This window comes from Clostridium yunnanense (assembly GCF_016595795.1).
GTDB classification, from domain to species: domain Bacteria; phylum Bacillota; class Clostridia; order Clostridiales; family Clostridiaceae; genus Clostridium_AR; species Clostridium_AR yunnanense.
On the sequence record NZ_JAENHN010000023.1, the window covers coordinates 192,755 to 218,746 of the forward strand.

20 protein-coding genes and 1 riboswitch are annotated in these 25,992 nt (G+C 31.5%); of the genes, 14 read left to right on the forward strand and 6 right to left on the reverse strand.

The window, feature by feature from the left end; genetic code table 11:
* Nucleotides 1–173: 173 nt before the first annotated feature.
* Entirely contained in the window at nucleotides 174–1,952 is a 1,779-nt protein-coding gene (locus tag JHL18_RS07250) for a M3 family oligoendopeptidase (RefSeq protein ID WP_200267590.1), read from the forward strand.
* 343 nt (nucleotides 1,953–2,295) lie between these two features.
* On the opposite strand, the gene JHL18_RS07255 is transcribed toward JHL18_RS07250, so the two are convergent.
* Entirely contained in the window at nucleotides 2,296–2,685 is a 390-nt protein-coding gene (locus JHL18_RS07255; RefSeq protein WP_200267593.1) for a VOC family protein, read from the reverse strand.
* Between the two features lie 205 nt (nucleotides 2,686–2,890).
* Here JHL18_RS07255 and JHL18_RS07260 point away from each other — a divergent pair, with 205 nt between their 5' ends.
* From JHL18_RS07260 to JHL18_RS07310, 11 genes are all read left to right on the forward strand, one after another.
* Nucleotides 2,891–3,643 carry a 4Fe-4S binding protein gene (locus JHL18_RS07260; RefSeq protein ID WP_200267595.1) on the forward strand — a complete coding sequence of 251 codons (753 nt, stop codon included), beginning with the start codon at nucleotides 2,891–2,893 and terminating at the stop codon, nucleotides 3,641–3,643.
* A complete protein-coding gene (locus tag JHL18_RS07265) occupies nucleotides 3,640–4,260 on the forward strand; it encodes a TetR/AcrR family transcriptional regulator (RefSeq protein WP_200267597.1) in 621 nt (206 codons plus the stop codon). Before JHL18_RS07260 ends, JHL18_RS07265 begins: the two co-directional genes overlap by 4 nt.
* Nucleotides 4,261–4,565: 305 nt before the next feature.
* Entirely contained in the window at nucleotides 4,566–5,363 is a 798-nt protein-coding gene (locus tag JHL18_RS07270; RefSeq protein WP_200267599.1) for a Cof-type HAD-IIB family hydrolase, read from the forward strand.
* A 353-nt stretch (nucleotides 5,364–5,716) separates the two neighbouring features.
* Nucleotides 5,717–6,124, forward strand: coding sequence for a hypothetical protein (locus tag JHL18_RS07275; protein ID WP_200267601.1), 408 nt, complete (start codon nucleotides 5,717–5,719; stop codon nucleotides 6,122–6,124).
* Between the two features lie 41 nt (nucleotides 6,125–6,165).
* A riboswitch (cobalamin riboswitch) is annotated at nucleotides 6,166–6,490 on the forward strand.
* A gap of 518 nt (nucleotides 6,491–7,008) precedes the next feature.
* Entirely contained in the window at nucleotides 7,009–8,085 is a 1,077-nt protein-coding gene (cobT, locus tag JHL18_RS07280) for a nicotinate-nucleotide--dimethylbenzimidazole phosphoribosyltransferase (protein WP_420839210.1), read from the forward strand.
* Nucleotides 8,082–8,636, forward strand: a complete 555-nt coding sequence (gene cobU / locus JHL18_RS07285) for a bifunctional adenosylcobinamide kinase/adenosylcobinamide-phosphate guanylyltransferase (RefSeq protein WP_200267603.1) — start codon at nucleotides 8,082–8,084, stop codon at nucleotides 8,634–8,636. The genes cobT and cobU overlap by 4 nt, the downstream gene beginning before the upstream one ends.
* A 1-nt stretch (nucleotide 8,637) precedes the next feature.
* Nucleotides 8,638–9,390 carry an adenosylcobinamide-GDP ribazoletransferase gene (gene cobS, locus JHL18_RS07290; protein ID WP_200267605.1) on the forward strand — a complete coding sequence of 251 codons (753 nt, stop codon included), beginning with the start codon at nucleotides 8,638–8,640 and terminating at the stop codon, nucleotides 9,388–9,390.
* A 260-nt stretch (nucleotides 9,391–9,650) separates the two neighbouring features.
* Nucleotides 9,651–10,247 carry an alpha-ribazole phosphatase gene (gene cobC, locus JHL18_RS07295; RefSeq protein ID WP_200267607.1) on the forward strand — a complete coding sequence of 199 codons (597 nt, stop codon included), beginning with the start codon at nucleotides 9,651–9,653 and terminating at the stop codon, nucleotides 10,245–10,247.
* Between the two features lie 95 nt (nucleotides 10,248–10,342).
* Nucleotides 10,343–11,191: an ABC transporter substrate-binding protein gene (locus JHL18_RS07300; RefSeq protein ID WP_420839211.1), complete on the forward strand. Its 849-nt coding sequence runs from the start codon at nucleotides 10,343–10,345 to the stop codon at nucleotides 11,189–11,191.
* A gap of 11 nt (nucleotides 11,192–11,202) precedes the next feature.
* Nucleotides 11,203–12,201 carry a FecCD family ABC transporter permease gene (locus tag JHL18_RS07305; RefSeq protein WP_200267611.1) on the forward strand — a complete coding sequence of 333 codons (999 nt, stop codon included), beginning with the start codon at nucleotides 11,203–11,205 and terminating at the stop codon, nucleotides 12,199–12,201.
* A 2-nt stretch (nucleotides 12,202–12,203) separates the two neighbouring features.
* Nucleotides 12,204–12,974 (forward strand): ABC transporter ATP-binding protein, encoded by a 771-nt coding sequence (locus JHL18_RS07310; protein WP_200267613.1) that lies wholly within the window; start codon nucleotides 12,204–12,206, stop codon nucleotides 12,972–12,974.
* A 132-nt stretch (nucleotides 12,975–13,106) separates the two neighbouring features.
* On the opposite strand, the gene JHL18_RS07315 is transcribed toward JHL18_RS07310, so the two are convergent.
* The gene (locus JHL18_RS07315; protein WP_200267615.1) at nucleotides 13,107–14,393 is read right to left on the reverse strand and encodes an alkaline phosphatase family protein; all 1,287 of its coding nucleotides are present in this window, start codon (nucleotides 14,391–14,393) and stop codon (nucleotides 13,107–13,109) included.
* Between the two features lie 572 nt (nucleotides 14,394–14,965).
* On the opposite strand from JHL18_RS07315, the gene JHL18_RS07320 reads away from it, so the two are divergent.
* Together JHL18_RS07320 and JHL18_RS07325 are read left to right on the forward strand one after the other, a co-directional pair.
* Nucleotides 14,966–15,919: a carbohydrate kinase family protein gene (locus JHL18_RS07320; protein ID WP_200267617.1), complete on the forward strand. Its 954-nt coding sequence runs from the start codon at nucleotides 14,966–14,968 to the stop codon at nucleotides 15,917–15,919.
* A 332-nt stretch (nucleotides 15,920–16,251) separates the two neighbouring features.
* Nucleotides 16,252–21,405 carry a S8 family serine peptidase gene (locus JHL18_RS07325; RefSeq protein WP_200267619.1) on the forward strand — a complete coding sequence of 1,718 codons (5,154 nt, stop codon included), beginning with the start codon at nucleotides 16,252–16,254 and terminating at the stop codon, nucleotides 21,403–21,405.
* Between the two features lie 141 nt (nucleotides 21,406–21,546).
* Here JHL18_RS07325 and JHL18_RS07330 read toward each other — a convergent pair whose 3' ends face one another.
* The 4 genes from JHL18_RS07330 to JHL18_RS07345 form a co-directional block, all read right to left on the reverse strand.
* On the reverse strand, nucleotides 21,547–22,875 hold the full coding sequence (locus JHL18_RS07330) for an FAD-dependent oxidoreductase (protein WP_200267621.1): 1,329 nt from the start codon (nucleotides 22,873–22,875) through the stop codon (nucleotides 21,547–21,549).
* Between the two features lie 295 nt (nucleotides 22,876–23,170).
* Nucleotides 23,171–24,145 carry a DUF4097 family beta strand repeat-containing protein gene (locus JHL18_RS07335; protein WP_200267622.1) on the reverse strand — a complete coding sequence of 325 codons (975 nt, stop codon included), beginning with the start codon at nucleotides 24,143–24,145 and terminating at the stop codon, nucleotides 23,171–23,173.
* A gap of 13 nt (nucleotides 24,146–24,158) precedes the next feature.
* Complete coding sequence (locus JHL18_RS07340) at nucleotides 24,159–24,764, reverse strand: DUF1700 domain-containing protein (protein ID WP_200267624.1); 606 nt, start codon at nucleotides 24,762–24,764, stop codon at nucleotides 24,159–24,161.
* On the reverse strand, nucleotides 24,742–25,080 hold the full coding sequence (locus tag JHL18_RS07345) for a helix-turn-helix transcriptional regulator (protein WP_200267626.1): 339 nt from the start codon (nucleotides 25,078–25,080) through the stop codon (nucleotides 24,742–24,744). Before JHL18_RS07345 ends, JHL18_RS07340 begins: the two co-directional genes overlap by 23 nt.
* Nucleotides 25,081–25,992 lie beyond the last annotated feature (912 nt).

The following is a 25,992-nucleotide window of genomic DNA, read 5'->3' on the forward strand; positions in this document are numbered from 1 at the left end:
GTCAATATAAAAAGTAATAATAAAATTTTTATTTCATAAAAATAATTTTATTAATAACCATAAGCCTGTGGATTAATATAGGAAAAGTGCTATAATTTATATAAGAAAATTCTGTCTATTTAGTAATACTCAATGAGGTTACTTTATTAATGGCATATGATTGGAGGACTATAATGGGATTAAATTGGAGTTTAAAAGAAATCTACAGTTCTTTTGAAGGTGAAGATTTTATAGGAGATTTAAAAAGAGTTGATGAATTATCTGAATCCTATAAAAAACTTGTTGATGTAATATGTGCTTCGCATGAAGACGAAAAAAATAAACTAGAAGATTTTATAAATAAGTCTATTGAAGTTGAAAGCTTATTTAGTAGACTATTCTCGTTTGTTAACCTCACTTTAAGTGTTGATACAAAAAATAAAGCAGCACTTAAATATTCGGATATACTACATGAAAAAAATAGTGCATTTGCAGAACCTAAAGCTAATATAGAAAAGTGGATAGGCGAAATTTCTGCAATTGATAAGCTTATTAATTCTTCTAACCTTTTAAAGGAACATGAATTCTATTTAAATGAAATAGTACAAGGAAGTAAGTATCTTTTAAGTGATAAGGAAGAAGCAGTAATAGCAAAACTTAGGAATACTGGATCTAACTCTTGGTCAAAGCTTAGGGATCTCTTAACTTCAACTGTACTTGTAGATATTGAAGTAGATGGTGAAGTAAAGGCATTACCTCTTACTGTTGTTAGGAATATGGCATATGATAAAGATTTGAAAGTAAGAAAAAATGCATATGAAGCGGAGTTAAAGGCTTATAAAAAAGTAGATGCAGGAATAGCAGCTGCACTAAATGGAATAAAGGGAGAAGTTATAACTCTAGCAAAATTAAGAGGATATGAGTCTCCTCTAGAAGAAACTTTAATAAATTCGAGAATGGATGAAGAATCTCTAGAAGCTATGCTAACTGCTATGAAAGAGAGTCTGCCAACTTTTAGAAAGTATTTGAGAAGAAAAGCGGAGCTTTTAGGTTATAAAAATGGATTGCCATTCTATGACCTTTTTGCACCTATGGGAGATGCTGATATGGACTTCCCATATGAAAAGGGACAAAAGTTCGTTGAGGATAACTTCAGAACTTTCAGTGACAATCTAGCTGACTTTGCAAGAACAGCCTTTGATAATGATTGGATAGATGTTATGCCAAAGGAAGGAAAGGTTGGAGGAGCTTTCTGCTCAAATCTTCATTTCATAAAACAAAGTAGAGTGCTTTTAAACTACGGAAACAACTTTGGTGATGTAGTGACTTTAGCTCACGAGCTTGGTCATGGATACCATGATGATTGTGTTAAGGATAAGAGCGTATTAAACTCTGACTATCCAATGCCAATAGCAGAAACAGCTTCAACCTTCTGTGAAACTATAGTTAAAAAAGCTGCAATCAAGACTGCAACAAAAGAGGAAGCTTTCTCAATACTTGAAACAGAGATAGGTGACTGTACTCAAGTAATAGTAGACATATATTCTAGATTCTTATTTGAAAGTGAATTGTTTAGAAGAAGAGAAGAAAGTGCTCTAAGTGCAGAGGATTTGAATGAGATAATGCTCAAGGCTCAAAAAGACTCCTATGGAGATGGGTTAGACCCTGAATATTTGCATCCATATATGTGGGCGTGTAAACCTCACTACTATGATGCAGAATACAACTTCTACAACTTTCCATATGCCTTTGGATTATTATTCGCAAAAGGTCTTTATGCAGAGTACCTAAAAAGAGGAGAAGAATTCGTTAAAGTTTATGACGAGTTACTAGCATCTACAGGTGATAGAAAGATAGCTGACGTTACAAAAATCATTGGAGTTGATATACATTCAGTAGACTTCTGGAGAAGCTCCTTAAAGATAATAGAAGAGGATATAGAAAGATTTATTGAACTTAGTAACCAAAAGTAATTCAAGACTAATATAGCATATGATTTCTTTTGATATTAAAATTCAGAGGGCGATACGGAGATACTATATGATCGAATAATTAGAATTAAATGATTTTTGTAAATGGAATAGCGTTTAAAAACTGTATTGTCCGAACGTAGTGAGTTATACAGTTTTAGCTATGGAATTGTAGAAAATCATATTAATTCTTTATGAAGATCATTAAAGTATCGGAGGTAGCGACCTCTGAATTTTAAAAATACCAATCATAAAATAAAAGGTTAGAATATAGAGTTTTTCTATATTTTAACCTTATTTTCCGTAAAATTTTATTTGTTTATAGGATTATAACTTAAACTTTAAGTTATACTGTTATTTCAATTCTATTGCCTTCATGATCTAGTATACAACTTTCATAATAACCATCTCCAGTGGTTCTTGGTCCGCTGACAACAGTAAAATCGTCATCTACTAGTAATTTTGTCAATTCGTCTACCTTCTCTACACTTCCAACAGAAAAGGCTACGTGAGCATAACCAAAGCACTCATAATCTTTAGAAACATTTATTGAAAGAACAGTCGGTTTCTCCATAATTTCTAGCTTAGAACCATCATCAAAAGATAGAAAGTATGAGCTGAATTTTGTTTTTTCATTATGATACTTTTCATTAGGGACAGCATTAAAATACTTTGTGTAGAAGTTTTTTGTCCTCTCCAAGTCTCTAGTCCATAGTGCTAAATGTGTGATTTTCATTGAATCAACCTTTCTTTATTTTTATATGATGTATCCTTTAATTAACAATATTGTATCATAGTTAAGTAAATATAAACTAGTTTAATTCTAACAATTTTCAAAATTTTCAGTGAGTATTGAAAACTTACAAACGCTATTGACCGACGGTCGGTCAACGAAGTATAATGAATTATAATAATATAAATCCATATAAGGAGATTTGATTATGAAAAATAAAAGAAGGCTAGTTTTATTGATTATGTTCTTTACATTACCGATTACTCTTAACTTTTTTTCTCCATACATCATAATTGATGGGTTATTTAATAAATTTATATCTGGAGCATTTGTAGTGTGGACAATCATGGCATTATCATCACTTTTTATAGGTAGAGCTTTTTGTGCTTATGTGTGTCCATATGGTGCTTGGCAGATGATAATAGATAGGTGCATTGAAAAACCACTTAAGAAAATCAAAGGGTTAAAGATTTTAAAATATTTACTTGGGGTTACTTGGATCTCTATAATAATATTTGCTTTAATTTTTAATAGTGGGTACAAGTTGAAGTTATTTTACCTTACAGAAGGTTATGTTAGTGTAGATAAGATATCGAATCTTATTGGGTATTTTACTATATTGACTTTACTTGCAGTTCTACCTATTATTTTAGGTAAAAGAGCTACTTGCCATTACTTATGCCCAATGTCTATCTTGAATATAACTGGAAGTAAAATAAAAAGTAAGCTTAATGTGCCTTCATTAAAATTGAAGGCAGAACCAAGTAACTGTAAAAAATGTGGGTCTTGCAATAAGAGTTGCCCTATGAGTATAGACGTTATGGAAAAGGTTCAGCATAATAATATGGAGTCATCAGATTGTATGCTTTGTGGTGAATGTAGTAAAGCATGTAAGTTTGGTGCTGTAAATAGAGTTTGTGGAAAAGATAGAGTAGCAGGAAAGGTCTTAGAAATAAAATGAAGAGAATTGTAAAAGACCCTTTAGAAAGAAAAACTGAAATAATGGATAAAGCTCTAGAATTATTTATTGAGAAGGGGTATGACAATACCTCAATTAATGAAATAGTTAATAGTTTATCTATAGCAAAAGGAACTTTTTATCATTATTTTACTTCAAAAGAAGAAATACTAGGTGAGCTTTTGAAAAGGCGGTTAGATGAGTATATAGTACCGCTAATAAGTATTTATAATTCAAATTTAGATCCAAATTCTAAATTAGAAGCAATTTTAAAATCAATGTTTTTAGGTGCTAATAATAGCCTTGTATTTACGAATGCTCAGACAGATAGTAATAACTTAAAATTAAATAATGCGCTTGAAGAAGAATTTTTTAATAGATGTTATCCCATTATTTTAGGTGTAATAAAAGATGGAATTGAAAAGAGGAGCCTTGAAGTGGATTTTCCAGAAGAAGTTGTTGAGATACTTTTAAGAGGGATACAGAAATTTATAAACAAGCATTTTCATGAATTATTAGATAAAAATTCTGCAATTCACATACTTAAAGCACTTGAAGATATCTTTAATAAATTAATAAAGTTTTCCAATGGTAGGATAGAATTAATTCCTAAATACTAGATTTTAATGGGATAAGAAGTATCATTTATGGACCTCCGTAGATTTATGCTTCAACATATGATAAAATATACTTATAAATAATTATTATTAGATGTTTCAAATTGTATTATAAATACATATTTATAATACTATGATTTAGATTTTTCTTATGGCTAAGGATATTGTTGAAATTGATTGCTTACGCAGTAGATGCTATATGAGGGATCAATTATAAATAAATGATTTTTAAAATGCCTAATCAATTAGTTTCAACACAGTGTTTAAGCTGCGTCTATATATATGAGTTTAGAGATGGAGGTTGTTTAATGATAAAATTAATCGCAACAGATATGGATGGAACATTACTAAATAGCAAGGGGGAACTTCCAGAAGGGTTCTTTGATACTTTAGATGAATTGATAGATAGAGGTGTAATATTTGTAGCGGCAAGTGGAAGGCAGTATTATACTTTAGCTGATAATTTTGGAAAAGCTAAGGATAAGATGCTTTTTGTAGCAGAGAATGGTTCTTTCGTTGTTCATAACGGAAAAGAACTTTTTTCTAAGATATTACCTAAAGAAACTATTATGGAAATTTTAGAAGCGGTAAACAAAATACCTAACTGTTTTCCAGTAGTATGTGGAAAGAAGTACGGATATTATAAAGATACAAATCCTAGATTCTTAAAAGAATTGCAAAAATATTATTATAATAGGAAGCAAGTAGAAAATTTTGAGGATATAGAAGATGATTTTTTAAAAGTAGCAATTTTTGATCTAGAAGGTTCAAGCGAGAACTCATACAAAAAGATTGATAAGAAGTGGAAAGAAGAACTTCAAGTTACTGTTTCAGGACAAGACTGGGTTGACATCTTTAGAAAAGATATAGATAAGGGAGTTGCTATTAACTATCTTCAGCAGAAATTCAACATAACCCATGAGGAAACTATGGTTTTTGGAGACTACTTTAATGATATTCAAATGCTTCAAAATGCTTACCATAGCTACGTTATGGTAAATGCACCTGAGGAGTTAAAGAAGTATGGAAGATTTATGGCTAGAAGTAATGATGATAATGGAGTAATAGAAGTAATTGAAAGAGAAGTTCTTAAAAAGGACGCTTAATAGCTAAAAAATTAGACTATGTTTTCGAAGGTTTTTGAAGTTAAGTTATTATGTGTAAGCTCAATAAAGCATCGGATGCCTAACTACTTAATTTCAAAACATCAATTTAGTAGAACTAAAGCTTAAAACCTACCTAAAGTAATGCTGATTATTATAAAAAATCAGTATTACTTTAGGTAGGTTTTTTGATGTTATATATTAACATAGTTTTAAGTTTTTAACTATTGCTTGTAATAAATGGTCTTTAGGTAGTAATATTATTTAAGAAGTATTTATAATTTATCAATAATTTTCTACTTGAACATTTTAAGAATTAGCTATAACATAAGACTAAACATAGGGGGGAGTAATGGATGGTAGCAATAGTAAAAGCTTTAATGAGAGCATTAAATGATATACATGATGTTTTTATACAAAAAGCACAGGGTTCTGGATATAACTTTACAGACAAACAACTTCATTTTATAATTATAGGAATTATAGGTATCTTAATTTTCGCAGGAACTCAAATGTTATTTAAATGGCTCGCAAAATATAGTATTACAGCTATATCTTTTATATATACCTTTACCGTATTACTTGTAATAGTTTTTGGTATTGAAATAGAACAAAAGATAACTAAAAGAGGGAATATGGAGTTTGCAGATATAGTAGCAGGTGTATGGGGATTTTTATACATATTTATAATTTATTTGATAATAAGAATAGTTGTATATCTAATAAAACAATATACTAAAAAAAGAAAAGTTAAAAAGCTGTAATATTGACTATAATAAATATGAATACTATAATTTAGTTGACAATTTAATAAGTTCTTATTGGTGCTTCAAGGACAAATACATTTGTTCAATAGAAGTTAAAAGGGAAAAAGGTGAAAGACCTTTGCAGCCCCCGTTACTGTGATGATGACGAAATTTGCACTAAAACTTATATTATTTAAGTTTTTATCCACTGAGTTAAGAATGTTTATCTAGTAAGTTCAAACAATGCTTGTGATAAAGGTGTATGTTTATATTTTTTAGCATGTGTAGTTTGTAGTTAAAGATTATGAACATATTAATACTTGGGAAGGAGCAAAAAGTAGGATGACTCAAAGCCAGAAAACCTGCCGTAAGAAAAGTTAATTTTCCGGGGTGGAGAAGTTACTATTAATAAAGGGATTTTTTGATGATATAGAGCTGTTTTGTTGAAAAGTTCGGATATATTTAAGTTTAAATATAGCTTTATTAATACTGAGAGTAAGTTTTATCTATTTATTTAGTTTAATATAGATATATTGATTCGAAGAATAGTTATAAAAAAGCCTCCTTAGGGAGGTTTTTTTTACTGTCTATGAAAGTATAAAATTTTTTGATACCTAAATCTAGCAATATTAATTGGTAGAACAGAGATTTAAGCTAAACAGTATAAAAACAAAGTTATGTCGCCGGTAAGATTCTTCACATACGTTCAGAAAAGGCGGATGCGCAAAAAAAATTCACTGAAAAAGCTCGCTTCAGAGATTTTTTTGTTTTAGAAGAAAATATAGACAAAATATAAGATTTTAATGTTAGATAAATCTGTGGATAATTATATTTTATTTGTTGATAAATTTGCACAAAGTAAAATTCACAGATAAATAGTTTTAGTTGGGGGGAGTATTAAAGTGCAGGAAGCAAGTCTAATAAAGAATATACAGCCTCTTTATGAAAAATCTATGACTGAAGCTAAAGAAAGAATAGATAACTTAGTAAAGCCTATAGGTAGTCTTGGAAAGCTTGAAAAGATAGCTATAAAGTTATCTGGAATAACAGGTGAATTATATAATCATATCACAAAAAAAGCAGTGGTTATAATGTGTTCTGATAATGGAGTATGTGAAGAAGGCGTAGCATCAGCTCCTCAAGTAGTTACTGCAACTCAAACAATAAATTTCATAAAAGGTGTAACGGGAGTTGGTGTTTTAGCAAGACATAACAATTGTGATTTAAAGGTTGTAGATATAGGTATCAATGAAGAAATAAATCATAGTAAGCTAATAAACTGTAAGATAAGGAAAGGCACATCAAATATTGCTAAGGGTGAAGCCATGACAAGAGAAGAAGCTCTTACAGCTATTGGGGCAGGAATTGACTTAGTTTCAAAGCTTAAAAAAGAAGGTTATAACCTTATAGGCACAGGGGAGATGGGAATAGGAAACACCACTTCTAGTTCTTCAATATTAATTGCCTTAACTGGTTGCTCTATCGATAAAGCCGTAGGTAGAGGAGCGGGGCTTACTGATGAAGCTTTTGAAAAGAAAAAGAAGGTTATAAAAAAAGCTTTAGAAGTAAATAAGCCTAATTCTAAGGATCCATTAGATGTTTTACATAAGGTTGGAGGCTTTGATATCGCTGGACTTGTAGGAGTATATTTAGGGGCAGCAAAGTATAGGATGCCAGTAGTTATAGATGGATTCATTTCTGCAATTGCAGCCCTAATAGCGCACAGGTTAAATAAAGTCACTAAAGATTTTATGTTTCCATCTCATATATCAATGGAAAAAGGGTATAACTTAGTTTTATCTGAGTTAGGATTAGAGCCAATTTTAGATTTATCCATGAGACTCGGAGAAGGGTCTGGATGTCCATTGGCTTTTAATATAATAGAAGCTTCTACAAAGATAATGAATGAAATGGCAACCTTTGAAGAAGGTAATGTAGATTTAGATAATTATAAGGGGCTTTGGGAGGAAAAGATATGATTACTTTAGTAACTGGAGGCGCAAGAAGTGGAAAGTCTTCTTTTGGAGAATCATTACTTAAAAGTGAACTAGAAGTTTTGTATATTGCAACTTCAATACCTTTTGATGAGGAAATGAAAGATAGAGTCAGGAAGCACAGAGATCAAAGACCAAGCCATTGGCATACCTTAGAAAGTTATAAAAATTTCCAAGCTGAATTTGAAAAGATACTAGGTAGTAATATAACTTATGATGGTGTAATTGTTGATTGTATAACTATAATGATTTCTAATATATTATTAGAGAATTTAAGTGATGATGGCAATGATGATTATAATTTAATTGAGCAGAAGGTTATCTTTGAGATTGATAATTTAATAAAAGGTTTAAGAAACTTTGATTGCAAAACCGTTATAGTAACTAATGAGGTTGGAAGTGGAATAGTACCAGAAAACAAGTTGTCTAGAGAATTTAGAGATATAGCAGGGCGAGTAAATCAAAGATTAGCAAAAGAAGCAGATGAAGTTTACCTAGTTGTATCAGGTATACCTGTAAGGATTAAGGGTGAATGAATTGAAAAAGTTTATTTTGATTATACAGTTTATGACTAGAATACCTATAAACTTAAGTTTAGAAGTTAAAAGAGAGGATTTTTCGGATGCAGTAAGATACTTTCCTTTAGTAGGACTTATAATAGGTGCGATAGATTTACTTATATATATAATTACAAGCAAGTTATTCCATGGAATGCTGCCAGCAGTATTTACAATAATATCACATATTATTGTTACTGGAGGTCTGCATCTAGACGGCTTAAGTGATACCGCCGACGGAATATTTTCAGGTAGAAGCAAGGATAAGATTCTTGAAATCATGAAAGATAGCAGAGTTGGAACCTTTGGAGTACTGGCCCTTGTTGCACTAATACTTCTAAAATTTGCAGCAATCCAAGAACTTTCAGAGGTTAACATATACTCAGCTCTTTTGATTTCTCCAGTACTTAGTAGAACTTTAGCTACGCTTTTGATGTACAAAAGAAGATATGCAAGGGAGAAAGAAGGTTTAGGGGATCTATTTATAGGTAAGATTTCTTTGTTAACCTTTAGTATTGCCTTGATTTTAGGCTTAATTATAACTTTAGGTTTAGGAAGAATTTATGGGCTTATAGTTATAATAGTAGGGTTTATTTTTACAATGTTATTTAGATCTTATATAGAAAAAAGGCTAGATGGTATAACAGGAGACATATTAGGAGCAAGTGTTGAGTTAAATGAAGTACTTGTATTGATAGTTTTCTGTTTATTAAAAAGTTTAATTCAACTGTAGTATTATTGAAATTAAGTGGTTATAAAGGATATGCTATATGAGCGAGCTGTTAGAATTAAATGATTTTGTCAGATGGAGTGGCGTAAAAAACTGTACTGTTCGAACGTAGTGAGTTTACAGTTTTAGCCATGGAATATGAAAAAATCATATTAATTCTCTGCGTAAGCTCATTAAGGCATCGGATGTATAACTGCTTAATTTCAACACAGTGCATTAAGAGCACCATATTTTAGAGTTATTCATCTTTAAGAGGAGATATTATGAAGCTTATCTTAATAAGACATGGAGAGACAGAAGGTAATTATAAAGGCTTATATCAAGGCATTATGGATTATCCATTAAGTGAAGAAGGAAATCTACAAAATCTAAAGGTAAAGAGTAAGTTAGAAAATATAAATGTAAATAAGGTCTACTATTCTGCACTAAAAAGAGCGAAAAAAACAGCTGAGGCAATTTTTGATTTTTCAAGTAGTACAATTTGCTTTGAAGAAGTCTCAAGTTTAAATGAGATAAACTTTGGAGTTTGGGAGGGTAAAGATTATAAATATATAAGCAAAAATTATAGTGAGCAGTTCCAAAGCTTTATAGATGATTTTAGGACTTTTGAATTTCCCGAAGGAGAAAGCTTTAAGGATTTTTATAATAGGGTATGCGAAGGAATTAAGAAAATTATAAATGCATCAAAGGAAGAGGACAATATTGCAATAGTTGCTCACGGGGGCACCATAAAAGTAATATTATGTATGCTTTTAGGATTTAATTATGAAGGTTTTTATAAATTCAATGTTAATCATGGCTGTTATAGTTTGATCACTGTATACAAAGATAGTGCAGTGTTGGAATTTTTAAATAAATAAGTTGATATTATATAGGATTTAAGGAGGAATAGAAATTGAAAAGTATAAAGAAGTTATCAATTGTAATAATAGCATTAGTATTTACTTTATCTCTAATGGCTTGCACAAAGAGTGAATCAAAAAGTGAAGAAGGTAAAGTGATAAAAATAACTGATTCATATAATAGAGAAGTATCCTTAGATAGAGTGCCTCAAAGAGTAGTAACTTTATCACCAGGTGCTACAGAAACTATATTTGCTTTAAAGAAGGAAAGTATTTTAGTAGGAAGATCAGACTACGATGATTACCCAGCAGAAGTTTCTAAGGTAGAAAATGTAGGGGGATTAGAAAACCCAAATATAGAGAAAATAACTGAACTTAAGCCCGATTTAGTAATAGCTGGAGCACATTTTTCTAAGGAAGTGCTTAAAAAGCTTGAAGATCTTGGCATTAAGGTTGCAGTGCTTTATGGAGAGGATAATTTTGATGGAGCATATAAGAATGTTTTAGATATAGCAGAAGTTCTCGGAGTTAAGAATGATGGACAAAAGATAGTAGATGGAATGAAGAAAAAGGTTTCAGAGGTTGAAGAAAAGATAAAAGCTTCTAAGAAAATCAAATTATATTATGTTGTTGACTTTGGCAAACAAGATTTCACAGCAGGCGGAGACACTTTTGTTGGTGAGCTTATAGAAAAAGCAGGTGGAGATAATATAGCTAAGGATGTTAAGGGATGGAATTACAACTTTGAAAAAATAGTTGAGAATAATCCTGATGTCATAATATTATCTGACAAATATGATGCTAAAAAAAGATTTATACAAGCAGATAGATACAAAGATCTTCCTGCAGTTAAAGCTAACAAAATTTTTGAAATAGATGACAATATGCTAGTTAGACAAGGACCAAGGCAAGCAGACGGCCTAGAGGCGCTTGCGAAAATATTACATCCAGAAGCTTTTTAAGAGGTAGCTAAATGAAGAAAAAAAGACTACTAGCAGTACTTTTTATTTTACTGATAGTTTTAGTAGTAGCTTCCATCACGGTAGGTTCAGCATCGTTAAAATCTAGTGAGGCTGTTAGATTAATATGGCTTAAAATAATTGGCGTGAATATAGATTCAATATATGAGAAGATAATATTTAACATAAGGTTACCAAGAATAATATTGGCAGCCTTAGTTGGGGCGGGACTTGGAGTAAGTGGAGCTGCCTTTCAGGGGATATTTAAAAACCCAATGGCAGATCCTTACGTTCTTGGAGTATCTTCTGGGGCGGCGGTAGGTGCTACCATTTCTATTGTTTTTAAGTTGGAGAACTATGGTGTGTTTTTTACTACAATACTTGCATTTTTAGGAGCTTTTATTTCGCTAATTCTAGTTTATAACATAGCAAAGGTCGGTAAAAAGCTTCCTACCACAACACTATTACTGGCAGGTGTTGCTATAAACTTCTTGTTTTCATCAGTTATATCGCTTTCAATGATTTTACATAGAGAAGCTATGGAAAGAATAATATATTGGACTATGGGAAGTTTTAATGAAGCATCCTACAGTCAAATATTGATTGTTGCACCAGTAGTTATAATTATATCAATTAGTTTTCAGCTACTTTATAGACAATTTAATATATTAGCTTCTGGAGATGAAGGTGCATATTCTTTGGGAGTGGAAGTAGATAAGCTTAAAAAGCTGATTATATTGGTAAGTTCAATTATGATTGCTGTGGTAGTCTCAGTAAGTGGGATTATAGGTTTTATAGGACTCATAATACCTCATATTGCAAGGCTTATTGTAGGAGCAAATCATAGAGAACTGTTTCCATTTTCCTTTGTATTAGGAGCTATATTTTCACTTGGCTGTGATACTTTGGCTAGAATATTATTATCTCCTACAGAATTACCTGTTGGAGCAATAACAAGTCTCTTTGGAGCTCCATTTTTTATATATCTTCTTTGGAAAAGAAAGAGAGCATGAATATGTCTATAATAGATATTATACAATTACAATATAATCTAAATAAAGTAACTATATTGAAGGATATAGATTTAACCTTTGAAGCGGGAAAGTTTTATTCAATTGTGGGACCAAATGGAAGTGGTAAAACAACCTTGATAAAAAACATTATAAAATATCTAAGTCCCTCTAAAGGGAAAGTTCTTATTGAAAATAAAGGTGTCGATAAGATAAGGGCTAAAGAGTTTGCAGATATAATAAGTTATGTGCCTCAGGACACAGTGCTTGAAATGGAGTTTTCTTGTTATGATGTAGTTATGATGGGAAGGAATAATAAGATAAGGTTTCTTGGAACTGAGACAAACGAAGACATAAAAAAAGTTGAAGAAGCAATGAAAGCAACTGAAATCCTTGATTTAAAAGATAAGCTAATTACAGAAGTTAGTGGAGGCGAAAGACAAAGAGTATTGCTTGCTAGAGCCATAGCACAGGATAGTAGGTGCATAATACTGGATGAGCCACTATCTAATTTAGATATAAAGCATCAGTTAGAAATTATTCATATTCTAAACAAGCTAAGCGCTTCAGGAAAGACCATAATTGCTGTACTTCATGATATAAACTTGGCTTTGACCTACACTGATAATGCAGTGATAATGAAAGACGGAAAAATATTTGCTTATGGAAAGACAGAAGATGTTATAAATGTTAAAAATATAGAAGAAGTTTATGGAGTAAGCTGTAAATTAGTATCAATTGAAGGCGGAAAACATATAATATTTACTAGACAATAAAAAAAGGCATCACTACTTAGCAGGAGGCTTTGCAGTGGTGCTTTTTAACTTTGTTGTGTTTAAGAATATTGTTGAAGCATTGGATGAATAACCATTTAATTTCGGCACGGTGTTTTCACAGCGTATAATTAATTATTTCTTAGTGTTAAAAATGCTACTAAGAACTCTTCCGTCAGGAGAAGGAAGCTCGGTGCCTATAATCTTTGATATAGTTGGAGCTTCATCAAGTAAGCTCATTTCTCCGATATCAAAGTCCTTTTTGATATTTTCTCCACTTATTAAAAAGAAAGTTTGATAATCCTCTTTATAAGGCGAGTAGCCGTGGGTTGCTTTATCGTACTTTTCTCCCACTTCTTCTATAGTTTCACCATTTAAATCATTTGAAAAATAATAGCCTGCTTTAGCTTCTAGCATAAGTGCACAATTGTTGTCTATTCCTAAGTTTTTCAAATCATCTCCACTTAGAATTTCTTCTAAGCAATTATCATTGTTACTTGAAAAGTCCTTTAGTAATTTGATTACTTTATCTTTCAATTCTATATCATTATCTTTAATATAGATATAGGCTGAACCATCGCAATTATTTAGGTAAACCTTAGGCTCTTGAAGTTTTCCTTTTTCATCTTTAGGTATATAACCCTCTTGTAAAAATAAAGTGTTTAACTTTATAACTTTATTTGTATCCATAAGAGAGTGGTCGCCTAAAACAACTATAGTAGATTGTTTATAACAATCATGAGTATTTAAGACTTCTATAATTTTTCCAAGTCTCACATCATGTCTTCTTAAAGCATTAGTTACCTCATCATTTTCTGTACCATGATGATGCTTATTAGTATCAACATCAGTAAGATGAACCATTAGAAAATCAACTTTTTCCTTTTGTAATAGATAAAGTGCACACTCCGTAGAGAAATTATCGAGATGAGGCTGTTTCTTTCCTTCTCTGAGATAACCATATTTAAAATTCATCAAAAGCTGATAAGATGGTGTTCCACTGTATAAAGATATCATAGGCTGCGTTAACCACCAACGATTTGCAAAGATTTCAGGCATATTATAATCTATTGCAGCTTTACCTGTTACAGGCCATAAAATTGCCCCAGTAGTATAGCCTTCCTTTTTAGCTAGATCATAAATTGTGTCACAGTTAACCTGAGACTTAAACCAAAACCAATCAGGGGAGTCCACTCCTGGTTGCAATAAGATATTGTTAATTACACCATGATTAGCAGGTTTTTTACCGGTTACAATTGACACATGCGCTGGATAAGTTAGTGATGGATATATACTATTAACCTTATAGGAATAAGAACTAGTACTAAGTAATTTGCTAAAGCTAGGAAGAGTCTTCAAGAACTCGAAATCCTTTCTTCCAAGACCATCTAAAGATATTATTATAATAGGATTAGATTTCATTAATTAAACCTCCTCGTTACCTTATGAAACGGTATATGGTAAAATATATTTGCGACTTAGTTTATAATGATAGCAGAGTTTTATAAAAGACTTATGTAATTAAAAGCTAATTTTATTATTGATTACAGCTTTTACTACTGTCTAAATTAAAATTCAGTGTCATTAAATAAGTTACCTAATTTCAGTATAGGCTTGTACAACAGAAATTAAAACCCTTTCAGTGTTACATTTACTAATATTTAATATTTATAATGTGAGGAAAGTCTACACAAAATACAATTAAATTATATAAAAGTGGAATTATATGGTTAAGCGCTTAGGAAAACAACTTAATTTTAATATCTAACTTACATTTTGTCTTCTGCGCAGCCACTTAATTTGAACAGCGTTATTCAATTCAGCAATGTTCGTGAACATAGACAAAAATAAAAGAACTTTTTAGATATAACAATACAAAAGTTTAACAATATAGGAATTTTTAAATTTAAGAATATAAGAATTTGAGAATATAAGAATTTGAGAATATAAAAATATAAGAATTTATAGTGATAATGATGGAGGAGAGAGAATTTATGAATAAGGTTTTTTGTATTGGAGAGTTGCTAATAGACTTTATATGTGCAGATGTTAACAGTAGTTTAGTGGAAGGAAGTAACTTTATAAAGAAAGCAGGAGGAGCCCCAGCCAATGTTACAGCAGCAATATCTAAGTTAGGTGGTGATGCTTCATTTGGAGGCAGTGTAGGAGCAGATGCTTTTGGTTTGTTTTTAAAGAATACCCTAGAAGATGTAGGAGTAGATACAACTTACATGAAGCTTATGGAGAAACAAAATACTACTCTAGCATTTGTATCCTTAAAAGATAATGGAGAAAGAGATTTTATATTCAACAGAGGTGCAGACGAAAGTTATGAATTATCAGAAGCAGAGATAGAAGAGGTAAAGAAAAGTAAGATAATTCATTTTGGATCTGCCACTGCGCTTCTTGGAGGTAATTTAAGAAAAACATATTTTGATTTAATAAACAAAGCAAGAGATGCCGGAATCTTCATATCTTTCGATCCAAACTATAGAGAAGATCTTTGGAAAGGAAGAAAAGAAGAGTTTATAGAAGTATCTAAATTATGCTTAAAGCATTGTGATTTTGTTAAGGTTAGTGATGAGGAAGCTCTCTTAATATCAGGAAAAGAAAGCATTGAAGCTGCAGCAAAATATATTGCTGAAATAGGAAAAAGCATAGTTGCAGTAACTCTTGGCAAAGAGGGAACTATGATAACTGATGGAAAAGCTATTGAAGTGGTAGAAAGTATAAGTATTACATCTATAGATTCTACAGGTGCAGGAGATGCTTTCGTTGGTGCAGTCCTATACGAATTAGCCAAAAGTGAATCACCTAAGGTAAATGTAAGAGATATGGAGTCAATGAAAGCTATAATAGCCTTTGCTAATAAAGTTGGGGCAATAGTATGTACTAAAATGGGAGCGATTGCTGCACTTCCTGATTTAGAAGAAGTTAATGAATTCTAGGTATAAATGTATTCTTTTATATAATATTAAAAATAAAGAATAAGATATAAAATTAAATAGTAGATTCTAAAACTAGAATAAAGGTTTATCCTATGGAGTAAATGTTCCCACTACTCTATAGGATATTTTATTTTGCTTTTTTATAAGGCTGAATATGTATATTATTTAATATATATATAAAAATTGTAAAATTCGTTTAAAAATGGCTATATTTTTAATAAAAATACAAAAATAAGCAGTAAATAAAATAAGTATTGATAATTTGAGATTCGTGGAATAGAATGTTGTAATATACAATAAATGTAATTTTGTTTATAAAAGGGGGTAATTTAGTGAAAAACAGAAAGTTTTTATCAAAAACTATAAGTATGATTGTTACACTAGCCTTGGTAATTCCAAATGGATTTATTAAAGAAGCTAAAGCTGTTGAAAACAAAAACATTGCTTCAAAAGATCCTAAAGCTATTGTAGCAGAAGAATTAAAAAATAGGCTCGAACAGAGAGTGGACAAGTTAAAGGGTAAGAAACAAGATGAATCAGTAAGGGTTGTAGTTGAACTTTACGGTGAAGCTGCATTAGATAAAGCTCAGAAAAAAGGGCTAAAAGCTGCAGTTAAATCAGACATACAATCCGTTAAAGATGACCAAAAGAATCTTCAAGAAAAAGTTAAATCAATAACAGGAAATAAAATAAGGAATACCTTTGGCACTGTTGTAAATGGATTTAGTATCGACGCCAAGGTTAAAGATATTGACGCCATTAAGAAACTAAAAGGTGTTAAGGATGTTAAGGTAGTAAATGTTTATTACCCTGATATGAATTCAGCCAAAGAGTTAACTGAAGCGACTAAGGTTTGGAAAGACTTGGGGTTAAAAGGTGAAGGTATGGTAGTATCAATTATTGATACTGGTATAGATTATAATCATAAAGATATGAAGCTTACAGATACAAGTAAGGAGAAACTTACAAATAATAATATAAAACCAGGTTTGGGTAAGTTCTATACTGATAAGGTTCCGTATGGATATAATTTTGCAGATAAAAATGACGAAGTTAGAGACACTACTTCAAGTATGCATGGAATGCATGTTGCTGGAATAGTAGGAGCTAATGGAAGTGAAGAAGATATAGAAGCTAACAATGGTGTGAAAGGCGTTGCTCCAGAAGCACAGCTTTTGGCCATGAAGGTTTTTTCTAATAATCCAGAAATAAAAGGCGCTTTTTCAGATGATATAGTAGCAGCAATAGAAGAATCAGTAAATCAAGGTGCTGATGTGATAAATATGAGTTTAGGGTCAACTGCAAGCTTCCAAGAAGATGATGATCCAGAACAAGTTGCAATAAAAAGGGCAGTTGATGCTGGAACTGTAGTTGTAGTATCTGCAGGTAACTCAGAGTATTCAACAGCTCCATATAAGTTGCCGGAGATGACTGATACTGGTCTCGTAGGTTCTCCTGGACTTGCAAAAGATGCACTTCAGGTTGCTAGCTATGAAAATACAACAGTAACACTTTCAGCTATAAGTCTGCTTGATGGAAGTCGTGCTAAGTCTGGCTATACGACTTCTGAAGTAGCTCCAAGTAAAGTTTTAGATTCAGCTAAAGAATTTGAGATAGTTGATTGTGGTATTGGCCAAGTAAGTGACTTTAAACAAGATGTTAAAGGAAAAGTTGCTCTTATAAAAAGAGGAAGCTTAGACTTTGTAACAAAAAAGAAGAATGCACAGGATAAAGGTGCAGCAGCAGTTATAGTTTATAACCATGAAGCTGGTGGAGATGCTTATATAAATATGCAAACTGATAACTCGATAACTATTCCAGGTGTGTTTGTGACGAATACAGATGGTAATAAGCTTGCAGCTCTAGCTAAAAGTGGTGGTAAAGTTAAGTTTGGCAATGAAAGAATAGTAACTTCAAATACAAATTCGGGAGATTTCTCTGACTTTACATCCTGGGGACCTACACCGAATTTAGATTTTAAGCCTCAGATTTCTGGGCCAGGTGGAAATATATTTTCAACAGTAAATAATAATGATTATGAAGTTATGAGTGGTACTTCAATGGCTTCACCTCACGTGGCTGGTAGCGAAGCTCTAATTGTTGAAGCTCTTAAAAAAGCTAATCCTAATTTAAAAGGCAGAGATTTAGTTGATCTAGCTAAAAATACTGCAGTAAATACAGCTGTTATTGAAATGGACAAACAGCATCCTACAATACCGTATTCACCAAGAAGACAAGGTGCTGGTATGATCCAAACAGAAAAAGCTATAAACAATAAAGTTACAGTTACTAATGACGGTAATTCTTACGTAGCTTTAAAGCAGATAGGAAATCAAGTTGAATTTGATTTGACACTTAAGAATTATGGAGATAAGGCGACTACGTATGATTTAGAGAACTATGGTGGAGTTTTAACTGAACAAGGAAATGCTACTACAACTATGTCATATGACGTAAAGGTAGATGGTGCAACAGTAACCTTTGATAAGAGTTCAGTAAATGTGCCAGCAAATGGAACTGCTGTGGTTAAAGCAAAGCTCTCTATACCTAAAGCAATTTCAACTAACAGATTTGTCGAAGGTTTTATAAAATTAAATTCTTCCGAGGTTCCATCACTAGTTATACCATTCATGGGATATTACGGTGATTGGGGTGCGGAGAAGATTATAGAAAATATGATCTATGACAATAAGGCTACTCAACTTCCATCAGAGCAATCATATCCACTTACTAATATAGGCGCTGAATATGGCATCTTAGGACAAGTAGGAATAGATGAGGATAAAAATCCTATAATGGATAAGGACTTCATCGCAATATCTCCTAATGATGATATGAATTTTGATAATTTTATACCATATTTATATTTCTTAAGAAATGCTAAAAACGTAGATGTAGATTTGGAGGATGCTAATGGTAGTACCATAGGTAAACTTGCAAATCAGAAGAATATAACTAGGAAAGTATTTAGTGAAACAGATGCTAAAAACCAACCTGTTGGACAAATGGGAGAGATATACGATCAATTGTCTTGGGATGGAAAGCTTTATGATGCTACAACTGGTGAAAGAAAAGCAGTTACAGATGGACAATACTATTTAAATATAAAAGCAGTGGTTGACTTTGATGGAGCTAAGCCACAGGACTATAAGGTACCAATAAAAGTTGATACTACTGCACCGGTTATAACCCTTGCTTCAGCAAAGCAAAATGGAGAAGCAAAGGCAGGAAAGGTTCCATATCATATAACTTTAAATGTTCAGGATATGTTACTATCTTCTGAAGCTCCAATTCTTGTCGTAAATGGAGAAAAAACTGCTGCAGAAAATCTTCAAGTTAAAGATGGTAAATATGATTTTGATATTTCTCTTAATACTAATAATGTGAACGATGTTTTTGTTGGTATTCAGGACTTTGTTTACAATGTCGGAATGAATGAGTTTAAGGTTACGGTTGGTGATGCAGGTCCAGTGACATTCTACGATAATAGATTTACTAAAGGTTTTGATACTAACTTAAACACATACACATTAAGTGGTCAAGTTAATACAGAGCTTAAGAGTTTTAAAATAGCAGGTAAAGATGTGAAAATAGCAGAGGATGGAACTTTCGCGGTAGAGCTTAAATTAAATGAAGGTGTTAATGTTATTCCACTATATGCAGAAGATGCAAGTGGAAAGGCAATAATGAATTACTCTACTAAGATAAACTGTGATTCGGTAGCTCCAATAATAAATCTTCAAACTCCAGCAGTAAATGGCGACGGATTAATAGTCACTAATCAAGATAAAATAACTTTAAAAGGTAGTGTTGAAGATAATGGTTGGGGATATAAATTCGAAATTAATGGAGAGCCTGTTCTAAATGTTAATGTTGATGGCAAAACAGGTCCAGAAGTTAATAAGAAAGAGTTCGCTAAGGATCTTTCAGTAAAAGATGGTGATATCATATCACTTAAAGCAACAGATACTTTAGGTAATGTAACTGAAAACAAGATATCAATAAAGATTGATAAAGTAGCTCCGAATGTAACTTTATCAGGAGTGACTGATGGTGGGGTGTATAATAAAGCAGTAACACCAAAAGTAACTTCAGATAAGAAAGTTAATCTAACAGTTCTTTTAGATGATAAACAATATAATGGAGAACCAATTGAAGCTGAAGGAAAACATGTTCTTAAGGTTAAGGCTGTCGATGAAGCTGGAAATGTTTCTGAAGCTACAGTTGCGTTTGAGATTGACAAGACAGCTCCAAAGCTAAGCATTAAAGGAGTAGAAGATGGAAAGCTATATAATGTAGATGTTACCCCAACTCTTGATACTGAAGAGGGAGTAACAGTAAAAGCTTTATTAGATGGAAAAGACTATGATCTTAAGACAGTTACAGCTGAAGGTAAACATGTTCTTGAGGTAACTGCAGTAGATAAGGCTGGAAATCAATCAACTGCAAAGGTAAGCTTTGAAATTGATAAGACAGCACCAATATTTACAGTGAAAGATGTAGAGTCTGGAAAGACATATCTAGATACTGTTAATCCAAAAATAACAGTGGATGATAAAGACGCGACAGTTAATCTATTATTGGATGGAAAAGCTTATGATGGAAAAACTGCTATTGATGTTGAAGGTGATCATATTATAGCTGGAACTGCAGTAGATAAAATAGGCAATAAAGCAAATTTAGAAATCAAATTTGCAGTGAAAAAATCAGTTAAGATTGATAAAAATGACAATGGATCAATAAATGTTTCAGTAAGAAAACCTCTAGATAAAGATGGTAACAATGTGATTACTACTGATGCATCTAATACTGCAAGCTTTGTAATTGAGAACACAGAGGCAATGAAAGAAGGCAAAGGATCATTAACATTAAATGTTGGTGCAAATAGTATTAACTTGCCATTTGCAGCATTTGATTCTACACTTATTAAAAATAGCTCTAAAGTTACTATAAATGCGACAGTTGAGGACGGAGCTTCATTAACTAAAGGCTTAAAGGCTGTTAGTAAAATATTTAAGTTTGAAGCTATAGTTGATGATAACGGAAACAAAACTACTGTTCATAAATTCAGTAATGAAGCAGAAGCAACAATAACAATAACATTATCTGATAATGAATTGAAAGGCTTAGATAAGAGCAAACTTGCTATATTCTACTATAATGAAGAGACTAAGAAATTTGAAGAGATGAGTACGAAGGTAGATGGAAACAAAGTTACCTTTAAGACTCCTCACTTTAGCCAATATATATTAGCTGAAAAGCAAGCTACAACAAATACTGGTAGCGGTAATTCAAATTCAGGTACAAACTCTAATACAGGAGGTACTAACGGCTCTACATCAACTAATGGAGGGGCAAGTTCAACAAGTACTCCTGCAACAATAGTAAAGACTGGTTCAGTTATCGATTCTAACATACTTATAGTATTTGGAATCTTAGCAATAGCCGGTGGTGCTGTTATTATAAGAAGAAAGAGATTGAATTAATAAAAAAACAGGTATCTCAGAAATGAGATGCCTGTTTTTTGTCAAGATTAATTTTATTACTGAAATTAGGTTGTGTTTAAGACTATCGTTAAAGCATCGGATGCATGAACACTTAATTTAAATATTGTACTTTAATAGCTACTATTTAGCATTTAATGCAACTATATTTAACAAACTCCATGGTTTGTTAAAATGAGGTTGGAAGAAGAAGTCTACAAATGCAAGTTCATCTATAGTCATCTTGTTTTGTATTACAACAGACATTGTATTCATTAATTGTGTTAAATCTGTCTTAGAGATAAGTTGAGCACCTAATATCACTTCTGATTCAGCATCATAAACAACTTTAATAGTTACTGAATCAAAGGTTGGCATGAATTCAGGTCTGTAATTATCAGTAACTGATGTTGTTTTTATATTGAAGCCAGCAGCTTTTGCAGATTCTTCTGTAAGACCTGTTGATGCAATATTGTACTCATAAATCTTTATACCTGAAGTTCCTTGAGTTCCAAGGTATTTAGTTGTCGGTTTAACTAAGTTTCTTCCAATAAGTGTCCCCATTCTCACTGCATTTGTAGCTAGAGGGATATATTCTCTCTTGCCAGTTGGGTTATAGATTACTGAGCAGCAGTCACCAGCAGCGAAAACATCTTCTTTGCTTGTTCGCATATATTCGTCTACTATAATTGCTCCATTTGGAAGCATATCTAATTTTCCTTTGAATAAATCAGTACTTGGTCTAAAGCCTATGCATAAAATAACAAGATCAGCTTCATATTCACCTTTATTTGTTATAACCTTAGTTACTTTTCCATCTTCACCTTCAAATTTACTTACAGTTTCGCCTAAAGCAATCTTAACTCCGCGATTAGCAAAAGCCATTTCAGCAGTATCAGTAAATTCCTTATCTAAATATTTGCTTAGAATTCTATCCATGCTATCTATCAAAGTAACCTTTTTCCCATTAGCTTCAAAGGCTTCAACAAGCTCAACACCTATGTAACCAGCTCCAACAACTACGATTCTATCAGCATCTTTTGCTTTTTCTATAATTGTGTTTGAATGATAGAAGTTCTTTGAAAGAAGTATGTTATCTAAGTCAATCCCATCAATTTTAGGAACGATTGGCCACGAACCAGAAGTAATGATTAATTTATCAAAAGAATCTTCAAATTCTTTATCTGAGTTTAAGTCCTTAACCTTTAATATTTTAGCATCAAAATCAATATCTAAAACATCGTGTGACATCTTTGTCTTAACTCCAAGCTCTGCTAATGCTTGAGGTGAACTATAAAACAATCCTTGAGGATCTTTAACAACTCCTCCAACATATAATGCTATCCCACAAGATAAGAATGATATATTATCATTTCTTTCATACACTGTTATTTGTGCATCTGGATATTTCTTTGCTGTATTTACTATTGCTGCGGTACCTGCATGAGTACAACCTATAACTGCAACCTTCATTTTATTTTCCTCCGTGTAATGAATATAAATTATTTATGAATAATAATTATTGCTTGAGTACATTTTAACAAGAGTCTGTTAAAAAATCTATATGTTTTTTATTTTTCTTCTAAAAAATATTTATATGCAAAGAAATTGTAGTAGATGAATAAGTTTTGGTTCTAACTCTATATTATTAAGAACTTATATTACCATTTAAATTTCTAGATTTAGAAGATATACAAACTTTATACTTTTTTATAAAGTAAAAAAAGACTGCATAAATATATGCAATCTTTTAGTAATTATAAAAATACTAATTTTTATTTAAATTTATATCACCAGAGGTTGTATGAATAGATATCTTGTTAGTTCCGGTGCCGTAAGAACCGCTTAAGCTCCTCTTACCAGAAGAGGTGTTGCTTAGAGAAAACCTGCTACTTATGTCACCTGAAGTAGAGGATGAATCAAGGTTGAACGAGCAGTTATCTGGTAAACCTAATCTGATATCGCCAGAGGTTGAATGGACATCTATGTCACCTATCAAATTAGCATATTTTATAGATATATCACCTGATATACTTGAAGCTTTAGTCACTCCCTCAAAATGATCAAAATCTATTTTGCCTGAAACAGTGTCTGCTACAAACTTATTGCTTGTTATATTAGAGGCTGATAGATCACCAGAAACTGTTTTTATATTAAGAGAATCCACTTTAATATTAGATATTTTAATATCTCCTGATGTAGTTACTGTTTCTAGGTTAATAAATTTTTTATCGGATAGAAGCATATCTGCAGATACTGATGAAACAGAAAGATTTTTTGAGTAATCTTTAGGAAGATATATGTCTACCTTTGAATTTAATGAATAGCTTCCAAAAAATGCGTTTTTCTGAATAGAAACTTTTAGAGTAGACCCATTCTTGGAGTATTGAAGTTTAGGTGCAGTTAATTCAGAACTGCTTCGTAAACTACCTGATAAAGTAACTTTTATTTTATTTTCATTATTTTCATGAAATATTATGTCGCCGCTTACAAAGGATAATTGAATGTTATCTACGTCATCTAAACTTTCATTGATTTCATCATTAAGATCATAATTATATTTATTGAAACCAGTATTGAAGTTTAAATCTTTGTTTATATTAAAAGAAAAATTATTGTCATTATTAATTAATTGTGAAAAACTAAAATTAGATAACTTCAATATTATAGCTGCAGAACCGTAGCATATTAACATTATAGCTGCTAATATTATACAAAATCTCTTCATAAATGTATTTTTCATATTTTCACCATCCCTATCTGAAAACAGATATTATCCATTTTACAAATTTAATTACGAGCATTACAAATGCTTTCATTAGGTAGAAGCATCCTATAGTGCACAATATGCCTAGAGCTAAAGTTCCTATACCGATTAATAGAGAAGCGGTTGCCGGCAAAGCAGTGATACCTGAAGGAATTGTAAATATACCGAAAACTGAACCAAAGGTAGCTCCTAGTGCAACAGCAAGACCTGCTACAGCTATGCCAAAAGCTCCAGCAACTAAACCAATTATTCCTCCAAATACGCCTATTATTAGTCCTAATATTCCTGGACTGAAAAGTAACAATAATACTAACAATATAATGGCTAAGGTTTTGTTATTAGAATTGACATTGCTACTATTATAAGTCTGATTGCTTTGAACATCATTATAGAAGTTTCGGTTTGCACCACTCTTATACTGGTTTACAATGGTATGAGGATCTCCTAATTCGTTTATTATTTGTTCTTCAGTTTTCCCTTGCGCTAAGCCTACGTCAAAATGTTCTTCATAGTCGTAAAGTATGTCCTTGCGTTCCTTTTCAGGGAAATCAAGTAATCCGTTTGAAAGTATATTAAGAAATTGATATTTGTTCATTAGGATTGTCCCCCTTAATAATCATATTCACATTTTTTGAGAAGTTAAACCATTCTGTTTCTAATTCTAACTTTGTTTTGTATCCAAGGTCTGTTAGTCTATAATACTTCCTTGGAGGACCTTCTTGAGATTCTTGTAGATAAGTTGTAAAGTAACCTTCTTCTGTAAGTCTTCTTAAGATTGGATATATAGTTCCATCTGATATTTGAATGTTTTTTGATATTTCGTTTACTAATTCATACCCATAACAATCTTTCCTGGCCAATACAGAAAGTACGCATAGTTCTAAAACACCTTTCTTTAACTGTATATTCACTAAATCACCTCTTTATTAATTTTAAATATCTTAAAAACAAGTTTTTTATTTAATGTATTGATTAAAGCTTTTATATTTGTTGAGAAGTTAATTTACTAATTATTACTTCACTGATATCTATAGTATATGAAACGGTATTATATAATGCAAGGTACTAAACAATGTTTAAGAAAATCTTAAGAATTTGATAAGTAGTTACAGGGTTCCAACTTCAACTATTAATTTATACATGTCTAAAAACCCCCAGAAGCCGCGATTTTTAAACAAGTATAAATTAAGTTTTCGTAATGGAACCTATAAAGGGTTGTCATTTCAATCTGAGAGCTATGTATAAATGAACTATTTTACTCATTAGACTTCAAATAAGTATTCTGATGAATCTACAAATATTTATTTTAATAAATTAGATATGAAGTAGTCTGTCTATCATATTAACTAGAATGTAATTAATGGTCAAAATGATTGCTGCTATGTTTTAAGATTATGAAAATGGGATACTTATCTATATAAATTATTAAGCAAATCTATATAATTTATTCAGTAGATTAGCTAGATTTGGTATATATGTCTAGAAACAGTTCCTGGTGTATCAATATAACCAATACCTAATAATTTTGAGAATTATATAGGAAGTTAAACCTAATGCGTATATTTGCCTTAAATTGAGATTTGAACAAGATAAGACACATGTTATTATAAAAATCGTCGCTGCGACAAGGTTGTAGTGATGAACACAAACTTTTGAATAAAGATTTTTAAGCAAATTAAAAAGATTCAAAAAAAGTATTGACAAAGAAATCTTACGGTGGTAAGATATAAAAGCTGTCAGAAAAACAGCAAAACAACTTGGTCTTTGAAAATTAAACAGAGAAGATAAACAAAGTCTAAATATAGACTTAAACTAAACCAGCA